Raw genomic sequence first — 18976 nt, forward strand, 5'->3', positions numbered from 1 at the left:
CCCGGTTGCCCGTCCGCCTGCCACCACGCCTGCGGGCACGGTCATGCCACCCGCCCGCGCAGCTTCATCGCGGCCAGCACGCGTTCCTGCGCCAGCTCGCGCGCCGCGACATGCGTCGTGGTGCCACGGCTTCTCGCTTCGGCGATGACCTTCGCCGCGTTCGCCCTCAGCTTCGAGGACACGGCGTCGAGCACCGTCGCGGGGTCCACCGGGAACGGGGAGTACCGCGCGTCCATCCCGAACGCCGCCGCGACCACGCCGCCGGCGTTCGCGATGAAGTCCGGCACGACGGTGATTCCGCGTCCCGCGAGAACCTCCTGCGCCACAACGGATGTCGGCAGGTTCGCGCCCTCGACCACCAGTGCGGTGTCGAGCTCGCCCGCGAGATCCGCGTCGATCACGTCCTGCAGCGCGGCCGGCACCAGCACGTCGCACGGCACGCGCAGCTCGGCACCGAGCGGACGGACGCCGCCGTACTCCTCGACCGCGAGATCGCCGAACTCCGCTCGCAGCTTCAGCAGCCGGGCGACGTCGAGCCCGTTGGGATCCACCAACGCGCCGTGCACCGACGACACGGCGACGACGACGGCGCCCAGTTCGGCGAACCGCTTCGCCGCCGCGGCGCCCACCGCGCCGAAACCCTGCAGGGCCACGCGTCTGCCGCGCAACTCCACCAGTTCGTCCGCCACCTCGGCCACGCCGTACCCGGTGACGCCCAGCTCGTCGTACGGGAGACCGCCGAGTTGAGCCGGTGCGCCCATCATAGCGCCGCGGTCCGACAGTTCGTCCTGGACGATCGCGGCGTCCCGTTCGGTGAGGCCCATGTCGAGGCCGAAGACGTACTCCCGCGGCACCTCGTTGGACAGCTTGCGCGCGAACGCCCGCAGCGCCGCTTCCTTGTCGGGGGAGGCGGGGTCGAACCTGATCCCCGCCTTCGCGCCGCCGAAGAAGAGGTCGACCCCGGCCCACTTCCACGTCATCACACGCGCGAGGCGGGCGATCTCGGCGACCGTCACGTGCGGGCTCATCCGCGTGCCGCCCTTGCCCATACCGCGCGCGGTGTTGTCGATGACGAGCACGCCCTTCACGCCGGTACGGCGATCGGACACGCAGACGACCTTCTCCGGACCCCACTCGTCCATGAGCTCGAGAACGTCCATCACATCCCTCACACGCAGTTGAGTTCCGGCCGTGCCCTGTCGGCGGCGAACCTGGAGGCGTCCAGACCGGACACGTCGACGAAGGGCTCGCGGTCCAGCACGAGGTCGCGCACGACCTCGCCGACCGCGGGACCCTGCAGGAAGCCGTGCCCGGAAAAGCCGGTGGCGTAGTAGAAGCCGCCGACGGAGCCGATCAGGGCGTTGTGGTCCGGCGTCACCTCGTACAGCCCGGCCCACCCGCCGCGCACGCCCACGTCCAACAGCTTGGGCGCACGCCGTCCGATCGCCTCGGTGAGGCGTGGCAGCCACGCGTCGGAGACGTCGAGCTTGAAGCCCGGCGTCTCGTCTGGGTCGGACATGCCGAAAAGCAGTCCGCGGCCCTCGCGGTGGAAGTAGAAGGTGCTGCCGAAGTCGATGGTGAACGGTGTCACCCGATCGTGTAGTTCCGGCATGGGTTCGGTGAACAGGACCTGCCGCCGCAGGGGAGAAACCGGCAGGTCAACGCCCACCATCTCGCCGATCTCCCGCGACCAGGCACCGGCCGCGCAGACCACTTTCCACGCCGAGACGGTCCCGCGGTCGGTCTCGACGCGAAAAGTGTCGGACCCCGTCCCTACGATCGATCTCACGGTTGTCCTGGTGCTGAAGCGGGCACCGAACCGGCGGGCCGCGGTGGCATAGCCGAGGACCACGGACTCCGGAGTGCAGTGTCCGTCGTCCGGCGAGAAGGTCGCCGCGAGCAGGCCGTCCGCTTCGATCAACGGCGACATCCGCCGTGCTTCCTCGACCGTCACCATGCGGCTGGGTACCCCGAGGGAGTTCTGGAGGTCGACGTTGCGCTCGAACGCCGTGACGTGTTCGTCGGAAGAGAGGAGGAACAGGTAGCCGACCTGGTGCAGATCGATCTCCTGCCCGGGCCGCTGCGGAAAGCGCTGGAACAGTTCGATGGATCGAGCTCCGAGCCTGATGTTCAGCTCGTCGGAGAACTGGGCGCGCACCCCACCCGCCGCTGTGCAGGTGGAGCCGGAGCCCAGCTCGTCCTTCTCGACGACCAACACATCTCGGACGCCTGCCTCGGCGAGGTGAAAGGCGATGGACGTCCCCATCACCCCGCCGCCGATGACGACGACTTCGGCCTGACCGGGCAGCTCAGGCCAGCCGGAAGTCAAGGTCCGCCTCGATCGCGAGAGTGTCCATCTGCGCCTTCTGCAGCTTCCCGGAGTAGTCCCAGTTCATGGACTGCCAGCGGGTGAACTGGTCGAGCACCCACACGCCCGACTGCCGGGAGCCGTTGCCGCTCTTGCCGTTGCCGCCGAACGGCAGGTGCGCCTCGGCCCCGGACGTCGAGTTGTTGACGCTCACCATGCCGGCGGAGATGCCGGCGCGGAACCGAAAGGCCTTGTTCGGGTCCGTGGTGTAGATCGAGCACGACAGGCCGTAGCCCGGCTTGTTGCCGAGCTCGATCGCCTCGTCCAGGTCCGAGTACGTCATGACGCCGACGATCGGTCCGAACGTCTCCTGGAGGAACAGTTCGTCGTCGTCGCGCACACCGGAAACGATTGCGGGGTGGTAGAAGAAGCCGTTCCCACCAGTGAAACCGTTGCGCGGGCTGGAGTCCGTGATGCGGCCGGTCGGACCGTGCACCGTGTGGTGCTCGCCGATCCAGCCGAGGTACTTCTCGTACGCCAGCGCGAACTTCTCGTCGAGCAGCGGTCCATAGAGGACATCGCCGGTCGGGTCGCCCACGGTGGCACCGGCCACGGCGTCGACGAAGCGGGACAGGAACTCGTCGTACACCGACTCGTGCACGATCGCCGTGCCGAGCGAGGTGCAGCGCTGCCCCGCGGACCCGAAGCCGGCGAACAGCGCGCCCTGCACGGCCAGGTCGAGGTCGGCGTCCTCAGTGACGACCATCGGGTTCTTGCCGCCCAGTTCCAGGCACGGTGTCTGGAGGTGGCGCCCGCACAGCTCGCCGATCCGCACACCGACCTCGCTGGAGCCGGTGAAGCCGACCTTGTCGACCAGGCCCTGCCGCAGCGACTGCTCCAGCCCGGTGAACGTCTCCGAGCCCTCGGCGAAGACGATCTCGAACACGCCGGCCGGGATGCCGGCGGCCTGGAACACGTCGTAGAAGGCCTGCGCCGACGCGGCGGAGTACTCGGCGGGCTTCCACACGACCGAGTTGCCGCACAGCAGCGCGGGCACGATGTACCAGGACGGCACGGCGACGGGGAAGTTGCCGGCGGTGATGATCGCCGCGACGCCGACCGGGTTGCGGAACGTGAACAGCTGCTTGTCCGGCATCTCCGACGGCACCGTCTGCCCGTACAGGCGCCTGCCCTCGCCGACGAAGAAGTCGCAGGTGTCCACGATCTCCTGCACCTCGCCGCGGGCCTCCGCGATCGGCTTGCCGATCTCGCGGGTCACGAGCTGGGAGAGGGCCTCGGAGTTCGCCTCGACCAGCCGGCCGATGTTGCCGATCACCTGCCCGCGCACAGGTGCGGGCACACGTGCCCACGCGCGTTGTGCGGCTTTGGCCCGCTGGGCGGCGTCGACGAAGGTGCGACTGGTCCCGAGTTCGATCTCGGCGACCACGTCGGAGGTGTTCGACGGGTTCGTGGAGACGTAGGGCATGCATCCACCCTGGTGGCTGCGGGGTGGATGCGCCAGAGGCCGCAGAACGAGATCTCCCGACGTCGAGCATAAGCTGCCCTGGTGCTCAACCCGGTCCATCTCCGCACGCTCGTCGAGGTCGTGAAGACGGGTTCCTTCGCCGAGGCGGCCCGCCGGCTCGGCTACACGTCGTCGGCCGTGTCGCAGCAGATCTCGGCGTTCGAGCGGGCGGTCGGCGTGACGCTCTTCGAACGCGAGGCGCACTCGATCCGCCCCGCCAGCGCCGCCCTGCTGATCGCCGACCGCGGCGGCGAGCTGCTCGCCGCGCTGGACGGGTTCGAGCACGAGGTGAAGGCGATGGTGCAGGGCCTGCGCGGCCGCCTGCGGATCGGCACCTTCCCCACGGCGAGCTCGCGCATCGTGCCGAAGGCGCTGGCGAGGCTGCAGGCCGACCTGCCGGACGCCGAGATCCGCCTGGACGAGGCCGAACCGGACGACGTGCTGCCGCTCGTCCTGACCGGCGAGCTCGACCTGGCGCTCGTCTACGCCTACGACCTGGTGCCGCGGACGTGGCCGGAGGAGCTGACCGTGTCACCGGTGCTGGACGAGTCCCTGCTCGTGATGGTCCCCGCTGACCACCCGGCCGCGAAGAACAACGTCAAACTCGAGGATCTCAAAGACGAACGCTGGATCGCCTCACGCGACGGGACATCAGGCGCCACCTGTCTGACCCGCCTGTGCGCGGCAGCGGGATTCGCGCCCAGGATTGCTTTCCGAAGCAACGATTACGAGGTCGTCCAGTCACTCGTGGCAGCCAGCGTCGGCGTGGCCCTGATACCCGCGCTCGGCTACAGGACGCTGCCGGGCACCCACGCGATGCCGTTGCGCCACAAGCCTTTGCGCAGACACGTCCACGTCGTCCACCGCACGGCGAACACCAACCCACTGCTCCGCGACGCGGTGAAAGCACTTCACGAAGTCTGCCAAAACGCCGTGGGCGGCTACATCACCCGGCCATGATGGAGAAATGGGGGAATTCAGCAGCGACAGGGCGCTGCCTGAGATCCGGAACTGGGATGCACCGGATCTGAGCGCACACGCCAGACAATTGATCGACAGCAACGAACCGGACGTCGAGGAATTGATCCTCGACACCCTCGACGACGCGGGTCCGCTACGCCCGCTGCTCTGCCGCGTCCTGGCGGAACGCAATCCGGACCGCGACCCGGACTACGCCCTGAGGCACTTCTACGCCGAAACCGACGGCCCAGTCCGCAGATGGCTCGGCCAAGAGGTCTACCGCAGCCCGTGGGTGTGGCTCTACGGAATCACCAGGCTCCGCGGCGCGAACCCGGTAGCCCGCATCACCCCGGACGCCACCCACTGGCTGGCCTCCCGCCGCCGCACAGCCGTCATCGCCCTCGGCGACACCGCGGACCCAGCCGCCCTCCCACCGGTGATCGGCCGCCTCCGCGACCAGAAGTGGTGGGTCCGATCCCAAGCGGCAGCGGCACTCCGCCGCCTGGCCCGCAGTGGCGTCCAAGTGGGACAGGCAGTCGACGCACTGGTCCGCTGCCTCGACCACGACCGCCAAGAGGTCGTTGAGCAAGCCGCAGCCGCACTCGCAACACCAGCCCTGCGCACAGACCTCCTCTACGCGAGGGCAACCCTCATGCCACTGGCCGGCGCCATCGTCGACAACGCCCTCGACGGCGTGGTCGCCCCGCTGATCCCGCTCTGGCCGGGCGATGCGTGATGCCCTGCGTGTGACGTTGCGCTCTCTCACCGTGAGTTGAGCCGATCGGCGCATTGCTTTCCGATGTCCGCTTTCGGCATGCTCAGCGCCGATCAACACGCTGGGGGCGTGCGGGCAGCGGAAGCCTGCACCTTCCATTGAATTCTGGGGGATAGACCAATATGACGCGTCGCTCAGCGACGCGGCACACTCGTGCGCGAAGATTCGCACGCGTGCTTGCCGCTGCGCTCGCAACCTCTCTGACGATCAGTCTGGCGTCCGCACCCGCGTTCGCCGCGCCTCCCGCGAAGTCACCGGCCGTCGACACGACGAAGCTGCCGGTGCTCAAGGGACGGGAGGTGCCCGCCCCGCCGACGGCCGCGGCGGACCCGAAGGCGGACTTCGGCCCACTGGCCGCGCGGGAGGCGAAGTCGAGCTTCGACCCCGAGAAGTCCAAGGTGACCTCGCGGTCGATGTTCGTCGACGAGTACACCAACCCTGACGGCACCAAAACGATCAAGCAGTCCACGGAACCGCTGAACGTCCAGGATGCCAAGGGTTCCTGGCAGCCGGTCGACACGACGCTGGTCGCGGACACGCCGACCCGGCGGGTCAAGGCCAGGCAACACCCGCTGAAGCCGACGCTCGCGGCCAAGGCGGACGACCCGGCGCTGATCACCGTCGAGTACGACGGCAACAAGGTCTCGCTGGCGCCCGAGACGCCCGCGAAGGACAAGCAGGTCAAGGTCTCGGCGGACAAGGCCGAGTACGCCGACGTCGCCGCGGACACCGACCTCACCTACGAGGTGACGCCGGGTTCGGTCAAGGAGACCATCCTGCTGAAGAAGGTGCCCACCACCAACAAGTGGCGGTTCACCCTCAAGGCCGGCGCGTTGACGCCGACCGTGACGGAGCAGGGCACGGTCGAGCTGCGGGACGCCCAGGGCACACCGAAGATCGTCATGCCGCCCATCGTCACCTGGGACTCCTCCGGCAAGGCCGAGGAGGCGCCGCCCGCGCAGACCGGCGGCACCTACACGGTCGAGAAGGCCGGCCAGGACTGGATGCTCACGGTCGCCGTCGACGAGGCGTGGCTCAAGGACCCGAAGCGCGTCTACCCCGTCAGCGTCGACCCGACGTTCAGCTTCGGCGTGGTCTTCGCCGAGTCGTACAAGTCGGACGGCTACTGGTGCCAGATGTGCGGCGTCCAGTTCGGCAACTCGCAGGACCGCGGTGACAAGTACTGGCGCAGTGCGATCCGGTTCGACTACCAGTCCCTGTACGGCCAGCGCATCGTCGGCGCCAAGCTCGACGTGACGAAGAAGACCGGCCCGCTCAGCCCGGACAAGACGTGGCCGGCGCAGCTCTACCACGCCTCGGCGATGGACTTCAACGGCCTCGGCGGTCTGCTGGCCAACGGTCTCGTCGGCCAGGTCGGCACGCTCACCGGTGACAGCCTGGTGAGCTTCCTCCAGCACATCGCGGACATCCGCCACATGGCCACGTTCATGATCGTGGGCGCGGAACAGCCGGGAGCCTGGACCTACAAGGACACGGTCGTCTCGCTGACCGTGGACACGGGCTCGGCCCCGCCCGCGCCCACCCTGGTCGGTCCCGCCGACCACAGCGTCATCACGAACACGACCCCGACCCTCGAGGTCAGCCCCGTCAGCGACCCGGACGGCGAACAGGTGAAGTACTGCTTCACCGTCGCGACCGGCGCGGACGCGAAGACCGGCGTGGTGGTCGACTCCGGCTGCCTCGACACCCCGAAGTGGACGATCCCGACGGGTGTCCTCCAGGACGGCGTCTCCTACACGTGGCAGGCCAAGGCCGTCAGCGGCGCCACCTCGCGGATCCCGAGCGCGGTCTTCCACCTGAAGGTCGACCAGCGCATCGGCAACCGCGGCCCGGCACCCGAGGACACCATGGGGCCGATCTCGGTGAACCTCGCCAACGGCAACGTGACCACGTCGATCAAGTCGCCGACGTTCAACACGGTCGGCGGCGAGGCCGGTCTCTCGATGACCTACAACTCGCAGCAGCAGGAGCAGAAGGGTCTGCGAGCGTCGTACTTCCCGGACCTGTCGCACAACGGCGAGATCAGCTCCCAGCAAGAGCCGGTGCTCGTGCGCACCGAGCCCCAGGTGAACGTCGACTGGGGCGACACTTCCCCGTTCGCGCCAGCGCTGCCGAAGGATTGGTTCGTGGCGCGCTGGGAAGGCTTCTTCCAGGCCCCGTCCACGGGCGACTACCAGTTCGCCGGCGTGCACGACGACCGCCTGCGGGTGTGGGTCAACGGCAACTCGGTCTACGACCAGGGTTGCTGCAGCGACGTGAACTGGGGTGTCGCGACCAGCGTCAAGCTGACCGCCGGCCAGCGCGTGCCGATCAAGATCGAGCTCGCCGAGGCCACAGGCTGGGCGTACCTGCGCCTGTTCACGCGGACGACCGACGGCACCACGGTGCCGTCCCAGATCATCCCCGCGGACTGGCTGCACTCGTCCGACCTGCCCGCGCTGCCCAAGGGCTGGACGCTGTCGGCTGACCTCGACGGCACCGGCTCGACGTACACCGAGGCCAAGGTCACCGACCAGAACGTCGTGCTGACCGACGGATCCGGTGCCAAGCACACGTGGACGAAGAAGACGACCGGTGGCTACACCCCGCCGGACGGTGAGGTCGGCAACCTGGCTCTGGACACCGCTGGGCGCATCACGCTGACCTACGGCACCGACGTGTACGTGTTCAACTCCGCGGGCAAGCTCGAGTCGCAGTCGAGTGCTGTGGACACCCGCAAGCCTGCCGCGCTGCAGTACGTCTACGACGGTTTCCCCTCGCGCCTGAAGGAGATCAGGGACCCGGTCTCCGGCCGTGCCCACAGGCTGCACTACAACCGCCCCGGTGACGACTGCTACGCGGGCGCCACTCCGCCGCCGGACGCGGAGAAGCTGCCCCCGTCACAGATGCTCTGCCGCATCGAGTACTGGGACTCCACCCAGACGAAGTTGTTCTACCACCGCGGAAACCTCGTGGCGGCGGAGGACCCGGGTCGTGAGATGACCCAGTTCAGCTTCACCACCAACGGTCTGCTCGACGGAATGCGGGAAAGCCGCGCCGCCGACTGGGTTTCGCAAGACCACGTGAACCGGAACACCGACGCGGCGAACTACATCGTCCACTACTACGACCACACCGCGGCGAAGCCGATTGCGCGGACGATCTACCAGCCGTACACCACGCACGGCGAAGAGCGCGGCTTCCACTCGTACCGGTACGACACGAGTGCAAAGACGTCCTATGTGGACATCGCCGGGATCACCCCGATCATCGGTTTCTCGCGCAAGGTGGTCTACGACGACGCCTTCCGGTTGCTGTCGAGCACGGACGCGACCGGCAGGACGACGTCGCAGACGTGGAACGTCAAGGACCAGCTGCTGACTTCCACGGACGCGGCCGGCCGGGTGTCGACCACGGTGTACGACGCCCAAGACCGCCCGACCGACAACTACGGTCCGGGTCCGGCGTCGTGCTTCACCGGTCAGACGCTCAAGCCGGAGTGCGTGACCACCGTTCCGCACACGAAGACCGCCTTCGACGAGGGGCTCAACGGCCTCGCGGTGTCGTTCTACGACAACAAGGACATGATCGGGGCGCCGAAGGTGTTCCAGACCGGTCTGGCCGCTGACGGAACGTTCGTCCGCAACTGGGGCGAGGCCGTGCCTGTCGCGGGCATCCCCGCGGACGGCTACTCCCTGCGGGCGACCGGTGACATCGTCTTCCCCGAGGCGGGCAACTACAAGCTCCGCGTCGTGGCAGATGACGGTGTGCGGGTGTGGATCGACGACGCGACCGTCATCGACGACTGGATCGACACGGGAGCGAAGTGGCGTGAGGCGACGGTCAACAGCCCGTCGGCGGGCGCCGCGAAGAAGATCCGCGTCGAGTACTACGACCTCACGTCGTTCGCCCAGCTCGAACTGCACTGGACCACCCCAGGTGGCACCCAGGAGGTCGTGCCCGCGACGAGCCTGAAGCCGAAGTACGGCCACACCACGTCCACGACCAAGGGCGAGTCCCTCGGCTTGCAGCCGCAGGTCTCGTCGAGCAAGTTCGGCGAGAACGGGCTCGACGCGGCGTACGGCCTGGTCACCACCACCACCCAGAAGGGGCAGTCGGTCAAGACCACCTACGAGTCCGCCGGCACCGGCTACCTCCGCAAGATCGCTGAAACGTCGCCCACCGGCGCTCAGACCACGTTCGTCTACTACGGCGACCGGGAGACGCGGGACAACCCCTGCACCCCCGAGGTGGAGGCGATCAACCAGGGAGGGTTGTCCAAGCTCACCAGGTCACCGGCCCCGGCGACCGGGCCGGCGCGTGAGGACGAGCAGATCTTCGACGCGTCGGGCCGAGTGGTGGCCCAGGGCACGGCGGGCAAGTGGACGTGCACCACGTACGACGAGCGTGACCGCGTGGTCCAGGTCAAGAACCCCGCCAACGCCGCCGAGGGCGAGCGCGTCGTCACCACGAACCACGCGGTGAACGGTGATCCGCTCGTGTCGAGCGTGACGGACCACAACGGCACCGTCACCACCAAGACCGACATGATCGGCCGGCCGATCGAGTACACCGACGTCCACGGCGTGCGCACGGAGACCAAGTACGACCGCGCGGGCCGTTCCACGTCGCAGACGGTCACCCTGCCGCTGAACCAGGCCCAGGTCATGACCAGCACCTTGGACGACGCCGGCAGGGTGCTGACCACGTCGCTCGACGGTGCCCTGCTCGCCACGTCCACCTACGACGCGGCGGGTGAGCTGAAGTCGGTCACCTACGCCAACGGCACCGCGCTGACCGCCATCGGCAAGGACGGACCCGGCCAGGTCACGTCGCTGACCTGGAAGACCAAGCCGGGGACCGAGATCCCCACCACCGTGACGCGCACTCGTGCCGGCAGGATCGTCGACGAGACGCTCAACGGCTTCGATGCGGGCGCGGGCGGTCACAACTACGTCTACGACACTGCGGGAAGGCTGACCAAAGCAGCGGTCAACGGTCACGTTTACACGTACGACTTCGGATCCACCGCGGATGGTTGTCCCGCTGGGTCGGTCGGCAACGCCGGACTGAACACCAACCGCGTCAAGCTGGTCGACCAGACGGCCACCGGCACGCAGACCACGAACTACTGCTACGACGCGGCCGACCGGTTGCTGGCGACGACGGGCGCGAACGCGGTGTCCGGAATCAAGTACGACGACAGCGGCAACATGACCGAGTACACGGTCAACGGTTCCACGACGCACCTCTCGTGGGACACGGCGGGCCGCAACACCGGTGCCCGCTCTGTCGGCACGGACGCGGCCGCTGTCGCGTACCAGCGTGACGCGGTCGACCGGATCGTGCGTCGCGGTGCGGAGCAGGGCGACGACCGGAAGGTGTTGCTGTACGCCCACACCGGTGACGGTGACTCAGCCGACTTCGTGCTCGGTGAGGACAAGAAGGTGTTGTCCCGCTCGATCTCGTTGCCCGGTGGCGTCCTGCTGACCGTCAGCGGTGACACCCGGTCCTACGACCACCCGTCCGTGCGAGGCGACTTCGTCCTCAGCACCGACGCGGCGGGCAACCAGGTCGGGGCCCTGCGGCACTACACGCCGTTCGGTGAGCCGATCACGAGTGACGGCAAGGTCGACACGGATGCCGTGCCGGACAACCAGCCCGGTCAGATGGATTACGGCTGGCTGGGTCAGCACCAACGTCCGTACGAGCACGCCGGTGCGTTGTCGCTCGTGCAGATGGGTGCGCGCCCGTACAGCCCGCTGTTCGGCCGCTTCCTGTCCGTCGACCCGGTCGAGGGCGGTTCCGCCAACGACTACGACTACGTCAGCGGCGATCCCGTGAACGCCAACGACCTGGACGGCAAGTGCCCGCCGTGCCTCTTCCTCGCGGTGGCCGGACTGCGCGTCGGTCTGCCCATCCTCGGCAGGTTCGCCCTGCGCCAGGGGATCAAGTGGGGTGCCAAGTGGGCTCCCCGGATCTGGGGCGGTATGAAGGCGACTGGCCGTGCGGTCGTGCAGGCGGGCAGCTGGGTTCGAGCCAGGACGGTCAGCGCGGTGAGCCGCATCAAGTCCGGGTGGAACTCCTTCAAGTCGGGCTGGGGCAAGCGCGCGGTCGAGGTGAAGAACTACGTCCGCAAGAATCCGGGACGAGCCGCGTTCCGCTGTGCCGCCTGGGGCGCGGGCCCCGCGGTAACGGCGTGGGCCGGCGGTGCCAACCGGCGTCAGATCATCACGGCGGGAGTCGGTGGTCTGGTGCTGGGCTGCGGTGCCAACATCGTTCATGACGCGTGGAAGGTGAACAAGTAGTGACTCTGGGCCGTTGGCTGGTGCGCGACCCGCTCGGGCGCAATTGCTGGTACTTCCCTCTGGGACCGGTGATCGCGCTGGTGGTCGTGTGGTTGGTGATCGACTGGCCGCACGGAGCACTCGTGCTCGGGTTCGTCATCACGGCGGTGGTGGACGTGATCGCCCGCTACCTCTGGTGGCGCGCGGACCGCCGCAAGGCCCAGGAGGCCGGTCCGGCTGCGGACTGACCTGATCCGTGTCATGTCGGGGTGCGGGCGTCTCGTCCGCACCCCGACCGGCTACTCGCCGGTCTCGCCGTCCGCCAGTTCGCGGAGCAGGTCGAGATGGCCCACGTGGCGTGCGGTTTCCTGTGTCACGTGGGCCAGGATCCATCGCACGGTGCGTTCGCCGTCGGCCGCCAGCGCGGCGGGATCCAGCTTCGTCAACGCCTCGGCGTTCGCCCATTCCTCGCGGTACGCCTGGATGAGCGACGCCGGGGTGTCGTCGTCTTCGAGGTTCCAGGACGGGTCGGGGTCGCCCTCCCAGAGTGACGGCAGGTCGAGGCCCGCGCCGGCGATGCAGAGCCAGTAGCGCTCGACGGCGGTCAGGTGCTTGAGGACGCCCAGTGCCGTCAGCTTCGGGGAGGTGTGGATCGGGGCTGCTGCGGCCTGGGCTCTGGTCAGGCCTTCGACCTTCAGCACGGCGGTCTTGCGGAGGAAGTCCAGGAACTGCCGGGCGAGGGCCGCTTCGTCGGTCGCTTGGTTCTCGGGCCAGGTTCGCGTCACCGGAGCAGTTTCTCAGGTCCCGTAGTAGTAGAGCAGCCACACGGTACCGTCGTCCTCGCCCGCGGTGGCGTCGGTCAGGTGGCGGTTTTGCGGTACCAGCGTGGTGAGGTGTTCAGCGGCGGTTCGAGGCTCGCGTTGACGACGATCATCGACGGGCCGGCGGAGGCGTCCAGTGCCGTTCGGAGGTCGCCGAAGCCGTTCAGCGTCACGGCGGGGATGCCGAAGCTCTCGGCCAGCTTGGCGAAATCGGGACGGGTCAGGTCCACGCCGGTGATGGTGTGGTTCGCGATCTGCTGGTCGTAGCGGAGCATGCCGTAGCCGCCGTCGTCCACGAGCACGATGGTGAGCGGCAGGCCTTCCTGCTTCAACGTCGCCAGGTCGCCGCACGCGAAGAGGAAGCCGCCGTCACCCACGACCGCGATGGTGCGGTGGGCCACGGCGGCGCCGATGGCGGCCGGGAAGCCGAAGCCGAGCGTGCCCCAGCCGACCGGGTAGGCGAGGCCGCGGGGGCGGGTGACGTGGTGGAAGCCGCCGATCCAGTAGCCGGGGATGCACATGTCGGCGACGATCGTGGCGTCGGTGCCTTCCAACGCGCGCAACAACTTCGCGGCGTCCGGAGAGTCTGCTTCGGCCAAAGCGCGCACTTCGGCGTTGACTGCTTCGACGTCGCACGCACCTTCTTTGGGACTCACCGCGGCCGCGAGGGCGGCGGTGACGGTGGCGGCGTCGCCTTCCAGGGTGACGTCCGCCGGGTAGTTCTTGTTCGCCTCCGCTTTGTCGATGTTCACGGCCAGCAGGGCGGGAGGCTGTGGCTGCGACCAGTTCTGGGTCATCATGCCGTCGAAGTCGGTGCCGATCGCGATCACGAGGTCGGCGTCGTCCCACAGCTTCCCGACGGGCGGTGCGTGCACTGGGCCGCGCACGACGAGAGGGCTGTCCGTCAGGCCGCGTGCCCCGTACGTCGTGATGATCGGTGCCTGCAGCTTGGCGGCCAACGTGCCGATGGCAGAGCCGGCACCGGACCGCGCCGCGCCACCGCCGGCCCAGATGAGCGGCCGGGAAGACGCGGCGACGAGCCGTCCGGCTTCGGCGAGGTCGGGAACGGTGCAGGAGGACTCCACCTCCGCGAGGGTGTGCCGTGGCGCTTCGGTGGACAGGAAGTCCGTTGGGACACCGAGGTAGACCGGACCGTGCGGGCTGCGGAGGGCTTGCCGGACGGCCTTGTCGGCGTACGAGGCGAGCTCCTGTGCCGACGGCACGTCGAACGCGGCTTTCGTGACCGGCACGAACATGGCCCTCTGGTCACGTGTTTCGTGCAGGACGCCGCGGTGCGCGCCGGGCCGGCGCAGGGTCGACGGGATGTCCGTGGCGACCACCAGCACCGGGCTGCCCGACGCCCACGCCTCGCCGGTGGCGCCCAGGGTGTTCGCCGCGCCGGGGCCGGTGGTGACGACAGCGACGCCGAGCTTGCCGGTGGCGCGTGCGTAGCCGTCCGCCGCGTAGACCGCCGTCTGCTCGTGACGCACACCGATCATGCGGATGCCCGGCTGCTTCCGCAGCGCTTCCCAGATCGCGAGGTTGTGCACGCCCGGCAGGCCGAACACCACCTCGACGTCGTGCGCGGCCAGCACGTCCAGCAAGCTCTCGGCACCCAGCGGCATGCGCCCGAAGCTAAGGCCCGCCTGTGGCCCCGGCAACGGGTGCGCAGCAGCTCTGGTGCTCAGCGTCAGCGCCGCTGTGAACGTTCCACCCTCCGAAACCGCGGCCAATCGAGCGGGATGCAATTCGAAACGGTGGTTTTTTCGCCCTGCGGGGTGAATTGGTTGTCCGCTCAATAATTGTTCCGCCGATCATCGAACTGCGAACCGTGTTCAGCGGGTCGCCTTTTGTGCCACGATGTGCGCGACCGCATGACCTGGGGGTGGGAGATGCTGTACTTCGGTGGGCTGTTCGGAGTGGTGATGCTCTGCGTGACGATCTTCGCGGTCGTCGACGTGGTCACCACCGACGAAGGATCAGTTCGCAACCTGCCGAAGCTCTGGTGGCTTCTCCTGGTCCTGTTCTTCCCCGTGGTGGGGTCGATCGCGTGGCTGGTCGCGGGCCGTCCGGCGGGGGCGGGACGTGCGCGCACCGGGGCTTTCGAGCGCGGCGCCGCCACCTATCCGGAGTACGACAGGCCGGGGCGGTTCGCGGCCGCGAACGCCGACGACGACCAGGAGTTCCTGCGCCGTTGCCGTGAGCGCGCGGAGGAACAACGACGCAAGGGACGCGAGAACCAGTGAGGATCGTCCTGCTGTTCTTGGTGGTTCTGCTCGCCGGTTGTGGCGGGAACGCGCAAACGGCGACGCACCGTCCCGCTCCGCAAACGTCCACTTCGGACGAACTGGCTCCTGCCGACTTCCAGGCCCGGTGGTGGACGTGGGCCTCCCAGCCCGCGAACAGCAACCCCGTCTCCGACACCTCCGGCCGTTTCTGCATGCGCGACCAGCCCGTCGAAGTCTGGCTGCTCGCGGGATCGCTCGCCGAAGGGCCGGTCGAGCGGCAGTGCCGGGTTCCCGCCGACAAGCCGCTGCTCGCGCCCGCGGTGAACCTCGCGGGCGATATCGCCGGCTGCGAGGCGTTCATGAAGACCGCGCAGGGCGAGGTGCTGCTGAACAACGCCACGCAGCCGCTCACCACGGTGCCCGCCACGCCGTTCACCTACGAAGCGCGCGCGGGCAACCCGTTCGGCACGCGGGCCGGTCGCCTCGACTCCGTCGGCTGCGGCCTCTACGCGTGGATTCCGGCTCCTCCGTCCGGTGAGCACGACCTCGTGATCCGCGGGTCGGGCGGCGGCAGGAGCGTCGACGTGACGTACAAGCTGATCGTCGGCGCCGACTAGGAAAACGGGTGGCGGTCGTCCGGTAACGTGGTCAGCGGCGTCCGAGCAGACGTGAGGCTGGAGCCGCTCCCCGGCAGCGAGCGGCGTCGTCCGCCGCAGTGTTCAGCAACTCCTGCTCGTCGAAGCGAACCGACCACGTAGACGCGTGACACATGCGTCCTTGTCGTGCCGAGCCGGGCGGCGGAAACGAGGACTGCTGTCATGGCACGTCTGTCCACCACGGACCAGCTCGCCGATCTGCGGCGCGCCTACACCGGCGAGAACCTGTCCCAGGCGGTCCCGGCCGTCCGCGGCGGTGAGCTCCTGCCCGACGCGGTCACCGAGGCCCAGCGGCAGCTCGAGGCCAAGGTGCTGTTCGCGGCCTGCACCGCGGCGAGCGTGCTGCAGCTGATGCCGCCCGCGAGCATCGTCAGGCCCGCCCACGTGTTCCGGACGGTGGAGCCGGGGGAGACCCTCCGGCTGCACCTGAACGGCAGGGCGCTGGGCCCGCTGCTGTTCGAGCTGCTCCCGCGCACGGAGGGCGGCTTCGGCATGGGCGTCGCCGGGCTGGAGCACCGGCAGCACCGGCGCTCGGCCGAACTGACCACCGGTGACGCCTCGGTCGTGCTCTCCGGCGTCGACGAGCGGGCGTGGGACCGCGGCATGCGCTACCTGCGCTGGATGCACGAGTTCCGCGGCGTCGAGTACACCGGCGGCGGCGGCAACGACGACGTGATCGCGGAATCGGCCACTGGGAGCGCTCTTCTGCGCCGGGTACACCTGTGGCATGACGCCAGCTGGTTGCGAGCACTCCCGATGGGCGGGGCCTGGTTCGTCGAGTGGGCCGGCGGCCCGTCCGAGGAGGAGGTCGGGCAGAAGCTCGGTCACCCGGACTTCGGGACCACCGCGGACATCACGCTGCGCCGCATCGACGCGCCCACGGAGGACGTCGAGGAGGGCGTGCGGACCTACCCGTGGCCCGAGGAGTTCGTGTCTGCCGTCACGGCTGCCGAGCCTGATCAGCGGCCGGGCCGCAGGTAGACTGCGCTTTCGCCCGCAGGAACGATCGTCAGGAGGACCCCGGTGACCCAGCAGGCTGCCGAGGCCCAGTCCGAAGCCACGCGCAAGGCCCCCCGCGTGCTCGTCGCGGAGGACGAGGCGCTGATCCGCCTCGACCTCGTGGAGATGCTCCGCGAGGAGGGCTACGACGTGGCGGGTGAGGCCGCAGATGGCGAGGAGGCCATCAAGCTCGCGACCGAGCTCGACCCCGACCTGGTGATCCTGGACGTCAAGATGCCCAAGGTCGACGGGATCGAGGCGGCGCAGCACATCGCGGGCAACCGGATCGCGCCGGTCGTGATCCTCACCGCGTTCAGCCAGCGCGACCTGGTCGAGCGCGCCCGCGACGCGGGTGCGATGGCGTACCTCGTCAAGCCGTTCGCGAAGCGGGACCTGGTGCCCGCGATCGAGCTGGCGATGAGCCGGTTCAACGAGCTGGCCGCGCTCGAGCAGGAGGTCGCCGGGCTCACCGAGCGCCTGGAGACCCGCAAGGTCGTGGAGCGCGCCAAGGGCATCCTCATGTCCAAGCAGGGCCTGAGCGAGCCGGAGGCGTTCCGGTGGGTGCAGCGCACCGCCATGGACCGCCGCACGACGATGAAGGCCGTCGCGGAAGCCGTCATCGAGAACTTCGGCTGAGTTCGAGCCACACGGAGTCCGTCTGCGCCTCGGGGTTCTCGGGGCGCAGGCGGACTTCGACGTTGTGGCTGCCTTTCAACGAGAGCTGCACTTCGTGCCGGCCGCCGACGCCTCCCGGAATCGGCATGGTGGCCGCGAGAGAGCTGTCGACGTACACCTCGAAGCCCGCCAACGGTGCCACTGAACGCGCGGGAGACGCGTCGAGGGTGATTGCCAGCGTCGCGTCGTTCGGAGCCACACGGACGAACTCAGCCGTCATCACGGGCAAAACGGGCGTGGACTCCTGCGAGACGGCCTCGAGCCGCACCGGCGACGGGCCCGGCACCTCGAAGTAGCTCTCCAGCACCTGTGCCTGCGACGCGCCGGGCATCCGGAGCACGAACGGCGACAGCGCGTCCGGTCCCGACGCTCCGAGCAGATCCGCCGGCAGGTCTCCGGCCAGCGTCAGTTCGCTGTCCTGCGCCGTGGACCAGCCGCTCACCACCGGCCGCAACGGCACCCGCGCCGGCCCGAACTGCGCGACCAGGCCGTTCGGGTCGCCGCCGTCGCCGAGGCGCACCGTTGTCCGCAACCGTGCCGAGGGGGCGTCACGCAACGGTGTGCACGCCACGCCGATGCCAGGCGCCTCCTCATAGGGCTCCAGCACGCGCAGCGTCCCCGCCACGAGGTGCGTCTCGGTCACGTCCTCGACGGACTGGCGCGACCCGGTGATCCCGATCGCGTCGATCTCCACGCGTCCCGGGTAGCCCGGCGGAGGGGTCACGCCGACCAGCACGCTCGCCTCGCGCCACTTCGGCGCGACCGGCAAGGACGCGATCTGCGCGCCGTCTTGCACAACGCGCACATCGTTATCTGTCAGCACCGCCTCGAATCGATGCAGAACGCCCGCTCCCCGCGTTCCGGAGGCCACGGAGTCGTCCACGACGACACGGACCGCATCAGCCGGAGGAATGGGTCCGACACGATCCGGCGTTCCTGGGACCAGGTCGAGCACCAGCCTCCCGCGCGGCCCGGCCGCGTCCGTCACCACGGCCACCCGGCCCCGTTCCCCCGACTCGCCGAGCTGCAGCAACGTTCGTGCGCGCAGCACCGCCGTGTCGTTCCCGCACGGCATGTCGAGCACCAGACGGCCGCCGGAGCCCGATCCGGGGTTGACGCACCCGCGGCGGCCGCTGAGGTGGTAGCGGCGCTCCAGGAACGGGTCGTCGAAGTCGTCCAGCCAGCCGTTCAGCGCCTGGCGCCACGTGTCGTCGCGGGGCTGTTCCCGCGCCCGGACCGGTGCCGACCGCTGGCCGAAGGCGTCCACCGCCCGCACCTCGGGCCGTCCGGACCGGGCGATCTCGGGCGACGCGACGAGCGTGCCGTCGACCTCGTAGCCCGCCGCGCCGGGCACGGGCGCCCACCGGACCCGCCCGTCGCTGCTCCATACGGAGGACGGAGCAGCCGGAGGAGCCGGTCGAGACGGGAGCTGAACGAAATCCGCTGCGTACTTTGTCAGCCGAACCGCCTCTGAACTGCGCTTCTGCAGGGCATCATCGGTCTCACGCAGAACCAACACCGCTGCGGCCAGGACGGCTGCGGCGCCGATCAAGGCGATCACCCGACGACGGGGAGTCATATGCCGAGGTTATGGCAGCCGTCCAAAGAGTGAACGAAGGTTACGGTCTGTGACATTGCTTAAGTAAAACATAACGCCGAGTTGCGTTATGGTCACGAGCCCATTGGCTTTGATGACTGCGGTCACAGTCATCGCCTAGGTTCCGGCCATCCCTCAGGAGAGG

At 68.9% G+C, this 18976-nt stretch carries 14 protein-coding genes; 8 read left to right on the top strand and 6 right to left on the bottom strand.

Features of this window, described 5'->3' with window-relative positions; all coding sequences use genetic code 11:
- Positions 1–41: 41 nt before the first annotated feature.
- Genes V1227_RS37310 through V1227_RS37320 form a run of 3 tightly spaced genes read right to left on the bottom strand, consistent with a single transcriptional unit; the run spans position 42 to position 3794 of the window.
- On the bottom strand, positions 42–1160 hold the full coding sequence (locus tag V1227_RS37310) for a Glu/Leu/Phe/Val family dehydrogenase (protein ID WP_329789824.1): 1119 nt from the start codon (positions 1158–1160) through the stop codon (positions 42–44).
- 8 nt (positions 1161–1168) lie between these two features.
- Positions 1169–2266, bottom strand: coding sequence for an NAD(P)/FAD-dependent oxidoreductase (locus tag V1227_RS37315; protein ID WP_442916564.1), 1098 nt, complete (start codon positions 2264–2266; stop codon positions 1169–1171).
- 43 nt (positions 2267–2309) lie between these two features.
- A complete protein-coding gene (locus V1227_RS37320; RefSeq protein ID WP_329789826.1) occupies positions 2310–3794 on the bottom strand; it encodes an aldehyde dehydrogenase family protein in 1485 nt (494 codons plus the stop codon).
- A gap of 81 nt (positions 3795–3875) precedes the next feature.
- Between V1227_RS37320 and V1227_RS37325 the strand changes: the two genes are divergently transcribed.
- The 4 genes from V1227_RS37325 (at position 3876) to V1227_RS37340 (ending at position 12103) form a co-directional block, all read left to right on the top strand.
- A complete protein-coding gene (locus V1227_RS37325) occupies positions 3876–4793 on the top strand; it encodes a LysR family transcriptional regulator (RefSeq protein ID WP_329789827.1) in 918 nt (305 codons plus the stop codon).
- 7 nt (positions 4794–4800) lie between these two features.
- A complete protein-coding gene (locus tag V1227_RS37330; RefSeq protein ID WP_329789828.1) occupies positions 4801–5529 on the top strand; it encodes a HEAT repeat domain-containing protein in 729 nt (242 codons plus the stop codon).
- A gap of 212 nt (positions 5530–5741) precedes the next feature.
- The gene (locus V1227_RS37335; RefSeq protein WP_329789829.1) at positions 5742–11876 is read left to right on the top strand and encodes a PA14 domain-containing protein; all 6135 of its coding nucleotides are present in this window, start codon (positions 5742–5744) and stop codon (positions 11874–11876) included.
- The gene (locus V1227_RS37340) at positions 11876–12103 is read left to right on the top strand and encodes a hypothetical protein (protein WP_236218091.1); all 228 of its coding nucleotides are present in this window, start codon (positions 11876–11878) and stop codon (positions 12101–12103) included. The genes V1227_RS37335 and V1227_RS37340 overlap by 1 nt, the downstream gene beginning before the upstream one ends.
- 51 nt (positions 12104–12154) lie before the next feature.
- On the opposite strand, the gene V1227_RS37345 is transcribed toward V1227_RS37340, so the two are convergent.
- Together V1227_RS37345 and V1227_RS37350 are read right to left on the bottom strand one after the other, a co-directional pair.
- Complete coding sequence (locus V1227_RS37345) at positions 12155–12640, bottom strand: mycothiol transferase (protein ID WP_329789830.1); 486 nt, start codon at positions 12638–12640, stop codon at positions 12155–12157.
- Positions 12641–12714: 74 nt separating this feature from the next.
- Complete coding sequence (locus V1227_RS37350; protein ID WP_329789831.1) at positions 12715–14301, bottom strand: thiamine pyrophosphate-binding protein; 1587 nt, start codon at positions 14299–14301, stop codon at positions 12715–12717.
- A gap of 267 nt (positions 14302–14568) precedes the next feature.
- Between V1227_RS37350 and V1227_RS37355 the strand changes: the two genes are divergently transcribed.
- From V1227_RS37355 to V1227_RS37370, 4 genes are all read left to right on the top strand, one after another.
- A complete protein-coding gene (locus tag V1227_RS37355) occupies positions 14569–14922 on the top strand; it encodes a PLDc N-terminal domain-containing protein (RefSeq protein ID WP_329794208.1) in 354 nt (117 codons plus the stop codon).
- Complete coding sequence (locus V1227_RS37360; RefSeq protein ID WP_329789832.1) at positions 14919–15521, top strand: hypothetical protein; 603 nt, start codon at positions 14919–14921, stop codon at positions 15519–15521. Before V1227_RS37355 ends, V1227_RS37360 begins: the two co-directional genes overlap by 4 nt.
- 201 nt (positions 15522–15722) lie before the next feature.
- Entirely contained in the window at positions 15723–16541 is an 819-nt protein-coding gene (locus V1227_RS37365; RefSeq protein WP_329789833.1) for a hypothetical protein, read from the top strand.
- A gap of 42 nt (positions 16542–16583) precedes the next feature.
- Positions 16584–17195, top strand: coding sequence for an ANTAR domain-containing response regulator (locus V1227_RS37370; protein ID WP_090095765.1), 612 nt, complete (start codon positions 16584–16586; stop codon positions 17193–17195).
- Here V1227_RS37370 and V1227_RS37375 read toward each other — a convergent pair.
- The gene (locus V1227_RS37375; protein ID WP_329789834.1) at positions 17176–18588 is read right to left on the bottom strand and encodes a hypothetical protein; all 1413 of its coding nucleotides are present in this window, start codon (positions 18586–18588) and stop codon (positions 17176–17178) included. The genes V1227_RS37370 and V1227_RS37375 overlap by 20 nt on opposite strands.
- Positions 18589–18976 lie beyond the last annotated feature (388 nt).

The organism is Lentzea sp. DG1S-22, assembly GCF_036321065.1.
Lineage (GTDB): Bacteria > Actinomycetota > Actinomycetes > Mycobacteriales > Pseudonocardiaceae > Lentzea > Lentzea jiangxiensis.

What these genes read in the sequence shown, in the direction of transcription:
- V1227_RS37310 (WP_329789824.1), bottom strand. Translation starts at nt 1,160, where the DNA reads ATGGACGTTCTCGAGCTCATGGACGAGTGGGGTCCGGAGAAGGTCGTC.
- V1227_RS37315 (WP_442916564.1), bottom strand. Translation starts at nt 2,266, where the DNA reads ATGGGGACGTCCATCGCCTTTCACCTCGCCGAGGCAGGCGTCCGAGAT.
- V1227_RS37320 (WP_329789826.1), bottom strand. Translation starts at nt 3,794, where the DNA reads ATGCCCTACGTCTCCACGAACCCGTCGAACACCTCCGACGTGGTCGCC.
- V1227_RS37330 (WP_329789828.1), top strand. Translation starts at nt 4,801, where the DNA reads ATGGGGGAATTCAGCAGCGACAGGGCGCTGCCTGAGATCCGGAACTGG.
- V1227_RS37350 (WP_329789831.1), bottom strand. Translation starts at nt 14,301, where the DNA reads ATGCCGCTGGGTGCCGAGAGCTTGCTGGACGTGCTGGCCGCGCACGAC.
- V1227_RS37355 (WP_329794208.1), top strand. Translation starts at nt 14,569, where the DNA reads ATGCTGTACTTCGGTGGGCTGTTCGGAGTGGTGATGCTCTGCGTGACG.
- V1227_RS37365 (WP_329789833.1), top strand. Translation starts at nt 15,723, where the DNA reads ATGGCACGTCTGTCCACCACGGACCAGCTCGCCGATCTGCGGCGCGCC.